Annotated in this window: 14 protein-coding genes; 10 read left to right on the plus strand and 4 right to left on the minus strand. The window is 44.4% G+C overall.

The features are described 5' to 3' along the window. The first annotated feature begins 47 nt into the window (after positions 1-47). The 9 genes from M2444_RS13405 (at position 48) to M2444_RS13445 (ending at position 9,578) form a co-directional block, all read left to right on the plus strand. The gene (locus M2444_RS13405) at positions 48-983 is read left to right on the plus strand and encodes an alpha/beta hydrolase (protein WP_280787190.1); all 936 of its coding nucleotides are present in this window, start codon (positions 48-50) and stop codon (positions 981-983) included. An 820-nt stretch (positions 984-1,803) separates the two neighbouring features. Next, a complete protein-coding gene (locus tag M2444_RS13410; protein WP_280787191.1) occupies positions 1,804-2,193 on the plus strand; it encodes a NusG domain II-containing protein in 390 nt (129 codons plus the stop codon). Continuing rightward, entirely contained in the window at positions 2,177-2,734 is a 558-nt protein-coding gene (locus tag M2444_RS13415; RefSeq protein WP_094874526.1) for a Gx transporter family protein, read from the plus strand. Before M2444_RS13410 ends, M2444_RS13415 begins: the two co-directional genes overlap by 17 nt. Positions 2,735-2,763: 29 nt before the next feature. Beyond that, positions 2,764-3,618 carry an ATP-binding cassette domain-containing protein gene (locus M2444_RS13420; protein ID WP_094878683.1) on the plus strand — a complete coding sequence of 285 codons (855 nt, stop codon included), beginning with the start codon at positions 2,764-2,766 and terminating at the stop codon, positions 3,616-3,618. Beyond that, on the plus strand, positions 3,609-4,514 hold the full coding sequence (locus M2444_RS13425) for an ATP-binding cassette domain-containing protein (RefSeq protein WP_280787192.1): 906 nt from the start codon (positions 3,609-3,611) through the stop codon (positions 4,512-4,514). Before M2444_RS13420 ends, M2444_RS13425 begins: the two co-directional genes overlap by 10 nt. After that, complete coding sequence (locus M2444_RS13430) at positions 4,507-5,298, plus strand: energy-coupling factor transporter transmembrane component T family protein (protein ID WP_280787193.1); 792 nt, start codon at positions 4,507-4,509, stop codon at positions 5,296-5,298. Before M2444_RS13425 ends, M2444_RS13430 begins: the two co-directional genes overlap by 8 nt. A 43-nt stretch (positions 5,299-5,341) precedes the next feature. Next, the gene (locus M2444_RS13435; protein WP_094874529.1) at positions 5,342-7,267 is read left to right on the plus strand and encodes a peptidase U32 family protein; all 1,926 of its coding nucleotides are present in this window, start codon (positions 5,342-5,344) and stop codon (positions 7,265-7,267) included. A gap of 99 nt (positions 7,268-7,366) precedes the next feature. After that, a complete protein-coding gene (locus tag M2444_RS13440) occupies positions 7,367-8,653 on the plus strand; it encodes an aspartate aminotransferase family protein (protein ID WP_280787194.1) in 1,287 nt (428 codons plus the stop codon). Between the two features lie 40 nt (positions 8,654-8,693). Further along, positions 8,694-9,578 carry a UbiA-like polyprenyltransferase gene (locus M2444_RS13445; RefSeq protein WP_094874531.1) on the plus strand — a complete coding sequence of 295 codons (885 nt, stop codon included), beginning with the start codon at positions 8,694-8,696 and terminating at the stop codon, positions 9,576-9,578. A 619-nt stretch (positions 9,579-10,197) separates the two neighbouring features. On the opposite strand, the gene M2444_RS13450 is transcribed toward M2444_RS13445, so the two are convergent. The 4 genes from M2444_RS13450 to M2444_RS13465 form a co-directional block, all read right to left on the minus strand. Beyond that, on the minus strand, positions 10,198-11,178 hold the full coding sequence (locus M2444_RS13450) for a polyprenyl synthetase family protein (protein ID WP_094878688.1): 981 nt from the start codon (positions 11,176-11,178) through the stop codon (positions 10,198-10,200). Between the two features lie 17 nt (positions 11,179-11,195). Then, positions 11,196-11,645, minus strand: coding sequence for a hypothetical protein (locus M2444_RS13455; protein ID WP_042184507.1), 450 nt, complete (start codon positions 11,643-11,645; stop codon positions 11,196-11,198). Positions 11,646-11,892: 247 nt separating this feature from the next. Next, positions 11,893-13,773 (minus strand): FAD-dependent oxidoreductase, encoded by a 1,881-nt coding sequence (locus tag M2444_RS13460; RefSeq protein WP_094874533.1) that lies wholly within the window; start codon positions 13,771-13,773, stop codon positions 11,893-11,895. Between the two features lie 48 nt (positions 13,774-13,821). Beyond that, positions 13,822-14,712 (minus strand): FMN-binding protein, encoded by an 891-nt coding sequence (locus M2444_RS13465; protein WP_094874534.1) that lies wholly within the window; start codon positions 14,710-14,712, stop codon positions 13,822-13,824. Between the two features lie 448 nt (positions 14,713-15,160). On the opposite strand from M2444_RS13465, the gene M2444_RS13470 reads away from it, so the two are divergent. Continuing rightward, positions 15,161-15,364 (plus strand): CsbD family protein, encoded by a 204-nt coding sequence (locus M2444_RS13470; RefSeq protein ID WP_094878689.1) that lies wholly within the window; start codon positions 15,161-15,163, stop codon positions 15,362-15,364. Positions 15,365-15,410: the final 46 nt, after the last annotated feature.

Below are 15,410 nucleotides of genomic sequence, written 5' to 3' on the forward strand. Positions count from 1 at the left end.
GTTATACTGATTTACAACGAACATAAGGAAAGGACGGGGAAGACGAATTGGTATGGTTCTTCATTAGTGCTGTCATCGTCATTGGAGCTCTGATCTATGCTGGCTTTTTCTTTTATGGCATTGCTATTAAACGAGCACCGAAGGAATTCCTGAGTACTAATCGTGACTTGAAGGTTGATCCCCCGGTTGCCGGGGCTTCTTGGGGCGAGGGGAAGGATTGGATCTCCAGTCAGAGCTTTGAGAATGTGGAGATTACATCTGAGGACGGGCTACAACTAAGAGGGTATTTGCTCCTTTCGGATCGTGCTGAAGGTCGTACGGTGATTCTAGCCCACGGTTATTCTGGAAAAGGGAAGGATATGGGGGCGTACGCCAAAATCTATTACGAGAGACTGGGCTTTAATATCCTGATTCCCGATGCCAGGGGACATGGGGAAAGCGCTGGAAATTATATTGGCTTTGGATGGCATGAGCGCAAGGATTATTTACACTGGATTAAATATATAATAGAAAAGACTGGGCTCAGTGCTCAAGTTGTGCTTCATGGGGTTTCTATGGGCGGTGCTACAGTGCTCATGACCTCAGGTGAAAATCTCCCACCGCAGGTCAAAGCTATTGTCTCGGACTGCGCTTACAGCTCAGTTAAAGCACAATTAGCTTACCAACTAAGGCGTATGTATCACTTGCCAAGCTTCCCTTTTATCCAAAGTGCAAGTCTAATTACTCGTTTGAAAGCAGGGTATGGTTTTAGTGAAGCGTCTGCCTTGAAACAGGTGCGTAAGGCGAAGGTGCCGATTCTTTTTATTCATGGGGATGCTGATAATTTTGTACCATATAGTATGATGAATGAATTATATGAGGCATGTCAGAGTCCAAAAGAGAAGTTCGTAGTGCCGCAAGCGGGGCATGGATTAGCTTATGATACGGATAAAACGGGTTACATAAATGTAGTAACAGCTTTTGTGAATCAATATGTAAATTAGTGGCCCTGAACGTAGACAGCGCCCGATATCCGCTTGGTAGCGGTTATCGGGCGCCTATATTTTTCCACACATGGCATGTGTCCTTGTGTAAGGTTCGTACAGCCATGCTTTTTCGTTATATTCATCCCCCGCCGTTCGTGAGTAACGGGTGTCTTAATTCCTTGTTATTTCCAGCAGCCGTGTGGCGAGAATAATCCTTCCAATACGACAAAAGCCCTACCTCTCTTTTGCCCTTGCGGCTCCATTGACCGCGCCAGTGTGAATCGGAATGCTATATTTCGAATTTAATCTCATAAAAAGGAAAGTTTCTGCAAGAAAACATGAAGCCTCTGTGTCCAAATTGCCGAAGTGTAAAATAGTCGGCCTGACATCTTCTTGATGGGGATATACAATATATCGAAAAACAAATACGATATAAATATAACACAGTATTGTTTAAAAGGCAAATATAATAATGAATTCCAAGATAAGGATGGTTTTGCTTAGGAGGGGAACAAGTCTCCAGAGGGGGCGTTTCAGATCCGAATGTGACTTAGACTAGATTAATTGTGGAATATTTCGGAAAAGCTAGTAAACCAGAAGAGATGGGCAATCTCGGTTCAAATGGGCTAAAGTGTAAGTTTAATTTTTGCAAACGCTGCAAATTACACCTGAATTTGCTCGAAGCGAAGGGCTTGAGTCTGTGGGGGTTATTTTGCGTGCCTATTTTGTGAACAGGTCTTTAAAACTTACATAAAACCCCAACATTGATTGAAGGATTGAGGGCAGACCGTTATAATTAATAAGTCTGGATTTTAATTAAAAAATAAGGGAGATTTATATGAAACGCGCAGATGTGTGGTTGATTTCCATCGTATTGATTGCTGCGCTCGCTTTTCTCGTACCGAGATGGTTTTCGGACAATGATGATAAAGGTGGGGCCGGTAAAAATCTCGTAGCCAATGTGACTGTGGACGGCGAGTTATTTAAAACGGTAAAGATTACAAAAGAAGAACAAACCATTGAGGTCCGTACCGAACGTGGTTATAACATCTTGAAGGTGCATGATTACGGGATTGAAATGTACGATGCCGATTGCCCGGATCAAGTATGCCTAGGTTTTGGTTTTATTACCCTGCCCAAACAGACGATTGTCTGTCTACCACATAGAGTATTAGTGGAGATCACAAGTGCGTCGGGGGAGGATGATATAGATGCCTATGTCCAGTAGTGAATCTGCAACAGCTTTAAAAAGAACGGTAATTATTGCGATTTTTGCCGCAGTGGCGGTAGTGCTCAGTCTAATAGAGGCTCAGATCCCATTATCAGGGATGGGACTGGTGCCAGGTGCTAAACTTGGACTAGCTAACATTATGATTTTGACCTGTATTTACTTTTTACGTGGACGGGACGCTTTCCTGCTTGTCATTCTCAAAACACTGCTTACTGCATTTCTGCTAGGTACCTTTTCGAGCTTATTGTTCAGTTTATTCGGTTCGCTTTTTAGCTTTGTTGTAATGTTCGTGTTAATGCTGCTTAGTGGCAAAGGTAAAAGTATAAGCTTGATCGGAATTAGTATAGCTGGTGGAATTGCACATAATATCGGTCAGCTGCTGGCAGCTTCTATGGTATTCTCGTCCCTTAGTATTTTTTATTATCTTCCCATGCTGCTGATCACTGGAGTAGTAACAGGAATAGCCGTGGGCTATGCAGTCCGTTATTTGGTGGCTTCATTGTCAAAAATATCGTTGTTTGAAGAGTTTTTGGACTGATTAGTCACATCAGCGGAAGGATGACTAACATGAATGAATCATATGATGGTCAAGAGTTAGAGGGAGAAGGACAAGCTGTCATCTCTTTGGATGGGGTATCGTTTGGTTATGATCCTGAGCATCCGATTCTTCAAAATATAACGTTATCTATTTCACAGGGACAATGGGTTAGCTTGGTTGGCCCCAATGGCTGCGGGAAGTCTACGCTAGTTAAGCTACTAAATGCTTTGCTGCCTAAGAGTGCTGGTGAAATTGTGGTTAGTGGTATGCAACTCAGTGAGGAGACGATCGGAAGCATTCGGCAATGCATCGGTATGGTGTTCCAAAATCCAGATAATCAGTTTATTGGAGCCACTGTAGAGGAAGATATCTTATTCGGCCTGGAAGGGCTTTGTTTGTCGTACGAAGAGATGGCTGAACGATTACACGCTTATACGACGAGGCTGGGAATAAATCATCTGTTGTCCAAACACCCAGGTGAGCTGTCTGGAGGTCAAAAGCAGCGTGTCGCTATCGCCTCCATTCTTGCTATGGAACCAGGCATCGTCATTTTTGACGAGGCCTCTTCTATGTTGGATGAAGGAAGCAGAAATGATCTTCTTGGTATTTTGCAGGATATGCGAGCGGAAGGAAAGTATACGATTCTTATGATTACACATGATGCAGATGAGATTTTGGCATCGGATCGGGTGCTTGCACTGCATGGAGGTGGTTTAGCTGCTGATGTTACACCGGCGGAGCTGTTCCGGGACGAAGAGCTTCTGCAAAAATGCCATCTGTGTGAGCCGTATCCTTGGCGTCTTGCACGCGAGCTGCAGAATCAGGGCATCTATGTGGATGTTCCCGCCAGTGAAAAGGAGCTTATAGACACGTTATGGCCATAGAATTACAGCAAGTAAGTTATTCCTATGCTGACCGAAGCCTATGGAAGCTGACGGCGCTCCGCGACATTAACCTCAGTGTTCCACTAGGCTCTATGGTTGGTATTGCTGGGGCGACAGGCTCTGGTAAATCGACGCTACTGCAGTTGTTTAACGGGATATTGAAACCAACGGAGGGTACGGTAAAAGTGCTCGATGTAACCATCCAGGCGGGGGAGAAATCACCTAAGTTGATGCCGCTGCGCCGTAGAGTCGGATTGGTATTTCAATTTCCAGAGCAGCAAATGTTTGAAGATACGGTCGAAAAGGATCTTATCTTCGGTCCTCTTAACTTCGGCATGAGCCTCGAAGAGGCAAAGGCACGCGCAAGACAGGCCATGCTAGATATGGGGCTGGATCTTGCGCTGCTAGAGCGGAATCCTTTTAAATTGAGCGGTGGGCAAATGCGCAAGGCAGCTATCGCCTCCGTGCTAGCTATGGACCCTGAGGTCATCGTTCTGGATGAACCGACGTCTACGCTTGATCCCATCAGCCGTGCAGAGCTAATCCACTTGCTGGAGCGTTTATGCCGTGAACAGGGGAGAACGATCATCGTCGTCACGCATCGGATGGATGAGTTATTGCCTTACGCGGACAACTGGCTTGTCCTTAAAGAGGGCAGCACGGCGTTTCAAGGCAGCGTAAAGGCGCTGGCAGATGACCCTTCGATTCTGGAACAGTGTGGCTTGACGGTTCCGCAGTCTCTTCGTTACTGGCGTGCAGTCGCTGATCGCTTTGGTCTTACGGATGAAGCTCCTCGCTTAACGGCAGAGAGCTTAGCAGAGCTAATCGCTTCGCTGCCATCTGGATCAGGCAACTCTAGCGAGCAGCACGAAGGAAAGAGGGATAGCTATGAATGAGAAGCTAATCATAGGGCGCAGTATTGAGACCGGTTCATGGGTGCATAAGCTAGATGCTCGTGCCAAAATCATCGGAATGCTATTATACGTAGCTGTTATCCTGCTCTCCCGTTCGTGGATGGCTATGGCGCTGCTGGCTATTTTCTCAATAGCGGTTATGGCTTCCACTCGGATTCCGCTTAAATACTTTCTGAAAGCAGCTAAGCCTTTACGGTATTTAATGCTATTTATCTTTATCGTACAGCTGCTGTCTGTGAAGACGGGTGAGGCGGTGCTGACGCTTGGTTCGTGGTCTATTTATGAGGGAGGGCTAAGATTAGGCGCATTTTCGGTCATCCGCATGTTTTTTCTGATCACGTTCACGGCACTACTTACATTCACCACAACGCCGGGTAAGCTGAATCAAGGGCTGGAGGGGATTTTGGCTCCTTTCAAAAAGTTTGGTTTGAAGCCCGACCGTATCACACTGATGATCAGCATTTCCCTTCGTTTCATACCTACGATTCTAGACGAGTCGCAGATTATCATAAAAGCGCAGGCCTCACGGGGTGCTGATCTGAAGGAGCTGCCTTTAAAGGAAAAGGGACGAATGTTAGTGTCCTTGCTGGTTCCGATTATCGCTAGTGCGTTTAGGCGTGCGCAGGATCTGGTATATTCCATGGAAGCCCGTGGCTTTCGTATGGATGCTCCGCGTAGCCAGTATCACCGCCTAAGGTGGGGCATATTCGATACTATTTTTATTACTATGTTTATTGTAATGGGGATTGCAGTAGCTTTGGTGTAAAGTACAACTTGTATGGAGAGTATCAACTTGGGAGGGAACTTGAATGGCACGTTATTTTAACGGTAGAGAGATTGAATTATTAGCACCCGCAGGAACGTTTGAGATTTTCAAGGAAGTGATCCAGGCACGATGTGATGCAGTTTATTTTGGTGGACCTGTATTGAATATGAGAATGATGCGTAAAGGATATAATCTGTCTCATGAGGAGATCGTAGAGGCACTAGATATTGCTCACCGTCTAGACAAAAAAGTGTATATCACAGTGAATAACCTGTTTAGTGAAGAAGATGTGGAAGAGGCTAAAGAATATCTGCGTTTCCTTGACGGTGCTCGCCCGGATGCCTTAATTGTTCAGGATATGGCAGTGCTGGAGCTTATTCGCGAGATGGGCCTTAATCTTCCGATTCACTCTTCGGTAATGATGAATGTGCACAACCTGGAAATGATCTACGCGCTGCGTGATCTGGGAGTAAGTCGTGTGGTTACTTCACGGGAAATGGATTTGCAGACAGCTAAACTGCTTGGTCAGCGGAGTGGGATGGAACTGGAGTATTTTATTCACGGAGATATGTGCTCAGTTCACGGAGCGAATTGTTATTTCAGCTCTCATGTATTCGGTATGAGCAGTAACCGTGGGAAATGTATGAAGCCTTGTCGCTGGGATTATCGGGTGAAAAAAGATGGTTATGTTTATCCTGCTGAATATCCATTGGCTGTAAAAGATATGTTCATGTATGAGCATCTGCCGGAATTAATTGAGTCAGGCATTACCTCCTTCAAAATAGAGGGCCGCATGCGGGATAAGGAATTTATGGTGATGCTGGCGAATAGTTATGGTGAAGCTATTGACCGGTATATCGATGATCCGATTGGCTTTGACCGTACGGTCGATACTAAAGAACTCTATAACAACCGCAAACGTGACTTTTCGACAGCTTATGCTTTTGGCAAACCAGGCTTGGCTAACATTAACCGTCGTTACGAAGGTACAGGCAAATTTTATAGCACTGGAAAAGTGTTCAGTACACCAACCGCAGAGCGGGAATTATCTGAAAAACGTGTTGAGCAGGTGCGGGAGAGTTTGGCTGAGGTTAAGCAACCGCAGAAGACAAAAGCTAAGCTAGCTGTCCGAGTAAATAATATGGAACAGGCCCGGATGGTCTTAGAGCTTGGTGTTGATAGCTTGTACTTGCCGGGGGATGTTTTTGAACCCGATCAACCTTTTACGAAACGGGACATTAAGGAACTTGGTGAACGGAAAGGCGATAGCAAAATTTACTTAGGTTTGCCACGTATGATGACAGAGCTGCATTTTGATCAATATGATCAATTACTTCAGGGAGAACGCTTGCCGATTGACGGTCTTATCGTTACAAATTTAGGAGCCATTCGTCGTTACAACGCTACAGGATACCCGCTAATTGGGGACAGTAATTTAAATGTATACAATCATCTGTCAGCGCAATTATATACTAACTTAGGCTTGACTCAGCTTTCAGTGTCTCCGGAAATGACGGTGGAGCATTTTGCTACCTTTGCCTCACGTTGTAAAGCGCCTTTGGAAGTGGTAGTTCATGGTACACCTGCACTAATGTATATGGAACATGATCTTTATGAGAATACTGAGTTGATGGAGCCTATTGCTGAAGAGGATAATGAATATGTGCACAATAGTGTTTTGGTTCTAAAGACAGACAAAGGTGAGAATCCGGTATATCGTGATCAGCACGGCCGTTGCCATCTGTTATTTGCCAAAGAACTCTGCTATTTACCATTGTTGAATGAAATGAGTGAACTAGGAATATCAAGCTTCCGTATTGAAGGAGCAACCTATAGCGTCGAACAGCTTCGTGAAATTATTATTTCATATCAACAGGCAATTAACGGATCCGATAAGAAGGATGACATGCTAGGCGGCCTCAAGCCGGTCTATGCGGGTTATACTTTGGGCTCATTGCAGTTCAACTAATTGTATTTTAATGGGGACTAGATATCGCCGTGTAATAGGGTGATGCACAGGACTCTATGAATAAGTTACTATTTTCACAAAAAGGAGAGAGAACCCTTCATGGAACAACAAGACTTCATCGGAAGAGAAGCGGTAGCATCCAAACGTAAGCAATATTTCTATCCTTGTACACAGCATTTTTACCGTGATGCACCTCAGCTTGTTCGTGGTTCAATGCAGTTTGTTTATGATGAGAAGGGAAAATCCTATACGGACTTTTTCGCGGGTATATCCGTAGTCGCTTGTGGGCATTGTAATCCAGCCATAACAGCACGTACGATTGAACAACTGCAACAGCTGCAGCATACGACAACTATTTATTTAACCCAACCAAGTGTAGATTTAGCTGAACGTTTGGAAGAGGTAATGCCGGGTGATTTACGTCGGACCTTCTTCGTTAATAGTGGCTCTGAGGCGAATGAGGGAGCTCTGCTATTAGCCCGGATGTATACGGGACGTAAAGGGTTCATAGCGCTGGAGAGCGGTCTACATGGCCGTACCAATCTGACTATGAGTGTGACAGGTCTGCCAATGTGGCGCACGGATAAATATTTGGATCATGATGTCGAGTTTATTCCTCGTCCGTATCATCAGGATCTATCTCTGGAGGAAGCGGCTTCGTTATCCCTGGATTCGCTGGAGCGGGTGCTCGAAGAGAAGGGCAATACTATCGCTGCTATGATCGTAGAGCCAATCCAAGGCAACGGCGGAATGATCATGCCAACCCGATCCTACTTCCGGGATGTAAAAGCATTGTTGGAGAGATATGGCGTGCTCCTGATTGCTGATGAAATTCAAACTGGATTTGGACGTACTGGCAAAATGTTTGCTATGGAGCATTTTGATGTCGTACCCGATATTATAAGTATGGCCAAAGCACTCGGCAACGGAATTCCGGTCGCAGCCTTTGCTACAACCGATGAGATTGCCTTTGCACTAAACCGCCCGTCAGCCTCTACGTTTGGGGGCAATCCGGTATCTGCTGCAACAGCGCTGGCTGTGCTTGATTATATTCGAGATGAACGGCTTCCGGAACGCTCGGTAGAGCTCGGAGAACGATTGAAAGCAGGTTTGGAGGCGCTACAAGCCCGTTATCCTTCGCTAATTATTGAGGTGCGGGGAACTGGACTTATGCTGGGTGCAGAACTTGCCGGTGCAGATGCTGAAGGCGCTGCGGCACTTACAGATCAAGTGCTCGAGTCGATGAAGGACCGGGGTTATCTAATCGGCAAAAATGGCATAGGACGTAATGTACTGGCCTTCCAGCCACCGATGATTATTACGGAAGAAGATATTGACGGGATGCTTAACGTCCTGAACGAAGTTCTTGCAGAGCATAATCATTAATGAACTTAAACACAAGTAGTAAAGAAAGAGGAATGCACGAATGGCAATTCTAAACATATGTAAAACTGCGGGACTAAAACTTAAAATGTTCAGCGAACTGGTCATGTTCTCTCATACGCTTTTTTCGCTGCCGTTTGCGATTATATCGATGGTATGGGCCGCAGGGGGCTGGCCATCGGGACATTTGATGATCTGGGGATTGATTGCATTGATCGGCGCCCGTAATGGCGCCAATGCTTTCAATCGGCTGGTGGATCGTACGTTCGATGAACAGAATCCTCGAACGGCACATCGGCATCTGCCTCGACGTTTACTGGCGGAAAAAGAAGTTGTTGTCTTTGTTATCGTCAACTATGCTATTTTCATTGTAGCTTCAGGCATGCTTAATTTGCTCTGCTTGATCTTATCGCCGGTGGCTATCGTATTGATATCAACTTATTCCTATACGAAGCGGTTTACCTTTCTCAGTCATTTATATTTAGGGTTTGTTATTGCCTCTGCACCGATTGGTGCATGGTTTGCTGTCACCGGAAATATCGCATTTACACCGTTTGTCATCGGAACAGTAGTTATGCTGTGGATTGCCGGTTTTGATATTATTTACGGTACTCAGGATATCGAATTTGACCGGCGGCATGGTCTATGGTCTATTCCTAGCTTTTTCGGACTGGAGAATGCCCTGCGCATTTCAAAAGGTCTACATTTCATCATGATTATGTTGCTATTGTTCCTATATGTATGGCGTGACCTCGGCTGGATGTATCTGGTGGGGATTGGCATTGCGACGCTGCTCCTGATGACCGAACATAAGATTATTAAACCATCCAATCGTAAATTGATGAAGGTGGCCTCTTATAATCTGAATCAGGTGATCAGCATGGTGATTTTATTGTGTACGCTGATTGATTTTTTCTATGTTAGCTAGGGAGAGTTAGTTCGATGGATGGTTAGGAGGTTAGGAAGCTGCACTGCGTGGAATGTTGGACTTTCGAGCGCTACGCTTCTACAGTTCCAAAATTCCACGCAGTGAAGTCCTAACCATTGGCGCATTGCCTCCAAGCTAACAACAAAAGACAACAGCCTACCCAAAACAGGGTAGGCAAAGGGATCGGAAAGCTGGCAACGCGGCTTTCCTTTTTTGTTTTTGTGGGCATCTGCGAGGGGGGCTAGAGCCGTGTGAGAGGGCTGAACTAATCCAAGGTAGACTTATAGGGAAAACCTCCCTATATTTCCGAGCTTTATTGACTTTAGATCTTGTTATAGGGAAAGTCCCCCTCTAAATTGGCTGATTAGTCTATAAACCATACAAATTCAAGTTTTTAGAGGGAGGAATTCCTTATAATCGTGGATTCCAAGCGATTTTAAGCTAATTAAAGGGAGGATTTCCCTATATGTTGAATAGTAGAGCCTGGAAGCTAAAAGGCTAAACACGCTCACGGGCGCTGCGCTACGTTCGGCTTGTTTAGCTAAAGTACACAAAAAAACGGATACCCACCCAAGTGAATGGGAGGTATCCGTTTTTAATTGCTACGTTAGCATCTGCTTTAGCGATCACGGTCGGCAAAATATTGCAGTAGCGTATCCAGATCGGCATGCGCCGGATAGGAGGAGAGCTGCTGCACAATCGCTCCAGCCTTATCCAGGTAGTTCTGGCTGACCCTTTCTGCGCGAGCTAGGGCATCGCTTCTCTTAATAAGGGCGAGCACATGTACCACCTCAGCATCGGAAGAATCAGGGCCGATTGCACGAATCACAGGCGAAAGCTTTGGATCCTGTAATGCATAAAGCACTGGCAGGGTAACCTGACCATGACGCAGATCGCTACCGGCGGGCTTACCCAGCACAGCCTCAGACTGCGTGAAATCCAGCAGGTCATCTTGTATTTGAAAAGACATGCCTAAGGCTTCGCCAAAGGTATACAGGAGGTTGGCCACTTCCTCTGAGCTTTCGGTGGATAATGCACCCACACGTAAGCAGGTAGCCATAAGGAGAGCTGTTTTATTTAAGGACTTCTCCAGATACTGCTCCATTGTAATCTCATAATCAAAAGCATGTTCCATTTGCTGATACTCACCTAGACAGAGCTGAGCAGTGGCTACAGAAGATAAGTCATGAACATATTTGTTTTTGTCTCCGGTATATTTGCTTAACAGTTCGATAACCCGAGCGGACATATAATTGCCAATATGCACTGCTGATCGTGTGCCCGTCTTAGTATGTAGGGCGGGTTTGCCCCGCCGTAACTCAGAATCGTCAATGATATCATCATGAATTAATGAGGCAACATGAATAAATTCAGCGGCAGCAGCTAATTGAAGCGCTCTTCGACCAGTATCCTTTCGGCCAAAACGACTGCCAACAATGACCATAAGAGGGCGGAGGCGTTTACCTCCAGAATTTATAAGCTCAAGAACACTCTGCCCGAGTTGAGATTTCTTAGGAACATCCTTATCTCGTGCCACAAGATTTACGATTTCACGATTAATTTCATCTATGTCTATGTTTAAGGCCTCATGCAGCTTCATCTTATAGATCCCACCTGTCAAATGGCTTTGCTTGTGCGACTACGCTGTCTGCACTCTTGAATCAAGAATTGTTCGATTCCAGCCGCTGGATCATGTTCCGCGAAGTCTCCATTTGACCGTCTAATTTGCATTTTTTTGATCGAAGGAGCTAAATAAGCAACTAGGTCGAGCTCACGGCATTTCACCGCAAACTGAAGGTAAAAGCTGTACAAATAATCTCCATCCAAAATGTTGCGTGTAAGGTCGGGATGATGTGGGATACATTCCATATGGCGCTCAGCTGCCAAAGTGAGAATAGTGTAAATACCCAGCAAATTGACTTTGCGGTTGTATTCCAGATCATGGCGTTCTAGTACCGAGATTAGCTGCTCACATGCAGCCGGAGAGGGATTAAGCTCAATTCCGGCAATAGGTGACATTTCAGTATGCAACAACCGGAGGGTATCTTCTATGAGTTGTTTGTTCACAAGATTCTCTCCTTCTTGTCGGTTTTGCCGGAAGAAACCATACCCCTGATCATCCCTACAAAACCATTCATTAAAGAATAAACTGACCATTTCCTGATATTAGGAAGATTATTTTCTTCTTGTAAATAAGGAGAGTAATGTGTCCTAGGGACACATTACTCTGAAGTACATCCATATTTAGCTTACTGACATGCAATCTACATATTTTCTTTAAAATAAATGATTACACGAAATCAGGGCTTTATAATCAGTCGGTGTATAGATACCATCGTCTGACGATTGGAACTCTCTTCCAATGTTTCTTAAGCCAAGGAAGTACATAGTAATCTAGGCCAAATGTGCTGCCCGATCCGCCGATGCAGGCGATACCCGCACCAACATACCATAACATTTCTGTAGAAGCCATTTTGGTCGACCAGATCATGACGGACATGGCTATCGTCGCTATAGAAGCAATAGCTGTGAACAGACCAACGATGAGCATAATACCGAACACGATTTCTGCACATACCATACCGATTTGGAACCATTTCGCGAGGAAAGTATAACTTCCGTCGTTGTTGTAGAACATCAAATCCATGAAGAAGTTCGTAATATCATATACGAAACCAGGAACTGGCAATGCTTCAACCGCTTCTTTTGCAGTGGATACTGCTGAAGCTGCAGATTGTGCATCTACTGTTGTTTTAACTGCATCCACCGCTACGCTGGCTGCTGATGAAGCATCCGTTGCAAAAGGAGCGGCTGGAATTAGGAATATCTTATTCGGATCTACCCAAATTTTCCGTAACTTATCTATACCTTCATATAACCACATTCCACCAAGCAACATGCGAAGCGGAACGAGCCAGAAGTTAGGTGAACGCTTGGAGAAGTGTCCGCCCAAGAAGCTCTTACGGTTCTCAACATGGAAGAACTCATGCATCATGTAAGTCCAAACTTTATTGAAGCCTACAACCTGAGACAGGTAGAACATATTGATAAAGTGTTTGGATAACATTGCCATAAAACCAGTAAGCATAAAGAACTTGCCTGGCAAACCAACGTTTGCTACACCGTAACGGCTACCGATGGATACCATGGTACCGTGGAAACCTGGTTTGTATGCCTTTTTAGCAGTGTTCTGAATGTCAGCTGCAATGTTACCAGCAACGATCGGAGCTGCTTGTTCAGCATTCTCAACCATTTGTGGTACAGGACGAGTTTCACCTTCAGGAATGAAGAAAATATTGTCCCCTACTACATATACGTTCTTATGATCTACACTTTCAAGGTTCTCATTCGTAACAATACGTTTGCGTCCTTGTTGTTGTACTTCAAGTCCGCCTACGATTTCAGATCCTTCGACACCTGCAGTCCAAACGATGGTTTGTGAAGCGACAACGTTTTTCTCACCAAGGGCAACACTGCCTTCGCCCACTTCAGTGATTTTGGCGCCTGTAACAATTTCCACGTTCAGCTTGCGAAGGTGAGCCTCAGCTTTTTGAATCAGCTTATCTGGAAGGATAGGCAGAATCTTCGGAGCCATATCAGCCACAATCAATCTCACTTCGGATGGGTCGATATAGAACTCTTTGCATAACTCTTCGCGTTGCTCAGCCATTTCCCCAACAAGCTCGACACCTGTAAAGCCGGCACCGATGATAACGAAAGTTAACATTGCACGACGTACAGTTGGATTTTTCTCCATAGCGGCTTTGGTATACATGTCGCGGATTTGACGTTTCAATGCTACCGCATCATCGTAAGACCAGAAGGAGAAAGTATTCTCTTCTGCACCTGGAATGCCAAAGAACGTTGGTTTGCTTCCTGTACCGATTACAAGGTAATCATACGCATAGGTAGTTTTATTGGATTTGAGTTTCTTACCCTTGAAATCAATATTGCTGATTTCGTCAAGAACAACATTCACTTTAAGGCCAGCAAAGATTTTCTTTAGATCGATCTTAATTGAATCCTCTGGAGCGCGGTTCGCGGCAACCTCATGCAGCTCAGTCAATAGAGTGTGATATGGATTCCGGTCGATCAGTGTGATTTCAACATCTTTGTTTTTCTTAAATTTCTTTGCCAGTTTCTTAGCCGTGAGTACGCCGCCGTAGCCGCCGCCTAAAATGACTATTTTTTTCAAAAGAAATTCACCTCATTCGTCTGATTAACTGCAGAAGGTTATGCGAAATTATTTCGCGCCTTCGAGTGCTTTTTCAGCAAGTGTAAAATATTCACCAACATGAATACTCACGCCGGAAATTGCATCAGTTTTACCTTCAGCTGTAAGTTCTGGAGCAGTACCTTTTTCAAGATAGTATTGCTCAACTTTTGCGATTTCTTCATGCCATTCAGCAGAAGCGCCGCCAGCTTTCATACCGTATTTACCATCAACGGAGAATTGCTTCTTGTCGTCGCCAGCAGCATTTACGCCGCTGAATTTAACAGCAACAACGTTACCGTTAGCAACAGTTAAGTCAACAGTAGATTTCCAACCGGAGTCTTTATCCATCTCGCCTTCAGCATGGTAACCTCCGTCTTTGTATTGGCCAGCTTCAACAGGTCCAGCAGCCAGAGCAGCTTCAGAAGCTTTCACAAAGTCAGATACGTGTACAGATACACCGGAGATAGCATCAGTTTTCCCCTCAGCGTCTAAAGTTATAGCTGCTGGATCTTGTTTTTCAATCAGGAAAGCTTCAGCTTTTGCTGCTTGCTCGTGCCATTCAGAAGAAGCACCACCAGCTTTCATGCCATATTTACCATCTTCGGAAACTTTTTTCTTAAGGTCACCAGCTGTGTTGACGTTGAAAGCATCCCAGTCAGCTTTAGTAATCTTGCCACCTTCTACAGTTAAGAGTGCGAAATACTGCCAGCCAGTTTTAGCATCAACATCAGCAGTAGCGTAGTATGTTCCATCTTTGTACTTCGCCGCTTCAGTTCCAGTGTTAGTGGAATTAGTTGCTGTGTTGTTTTCTGTTGGAGCGTTTGTTGCTGCCGGTGTGTTGTCTGTGTTGTTACCACAACCTGCAAGCAAACTACCAAGGATAAGGGCAGTCGACAAGATTACTGTTGTTTTTTTCATTTGTTATGACCTCCAAAAATATAGTTTAAAATATATATATTAAAATGTAAAACATTTTAATAGCTGTGCGAAGTGATAAAAATCACTTTATAAATGATATTTGTCACTTTAATTTTGGGATGAAGTACCAATCTCCAACAGTATCATGACATATATCGGCATGTAATAGAAAAAAATTTAACCATGTTGTTTTATCTCCGAGGGCATTTTAGCATATAGATCAGATAAACCCATGTGAAAAAAATCACTTAAAAAATTAAATGTTTAATTTATATCTAGATTGTATCAAATTTTAAAGGGTTTGAATACCTTTTTTTAAACTATTATTTGACAAATTGTGACTTTCTATAGATTAGGTAAGATTCATGGCGAATAGGACAGGGTAATGTAACGATAACACAGGTTAGAATTCTACCCTATTTAATTCAGCTAAGGAGATGAGCATATCATGGACAACAATGTGTTTAAAGGAAAATGGAAACAGCTCAAAGGCGAAGCCAAAAAGCAATGGGGCAAGCTTACAGATGACGACCTTGATGTGATTGATGGTGAAAAGGATAAGTTAGTAGGTAAACTACAAGAGCGTTATGGGCATTCGAAAGAAGACGCGGAAAATGAGTATCAAACCTGGGGACGTTCCTACCGCGATTAAATCAAATTAGCTTATATTCTTAAGTACCCAAATATAAAATGCATAG

The sequence above is a fragment of the Paenibacillus sp. PastF-3 genome (genome assembly GCF_029893135.1).
GTDB lineage: Bacteria > Bacillota > Bacilli > Paenibacillales > Paenibacillaceae > Paenibacillus_AQ > Paenibacillus_AQ nitricinens.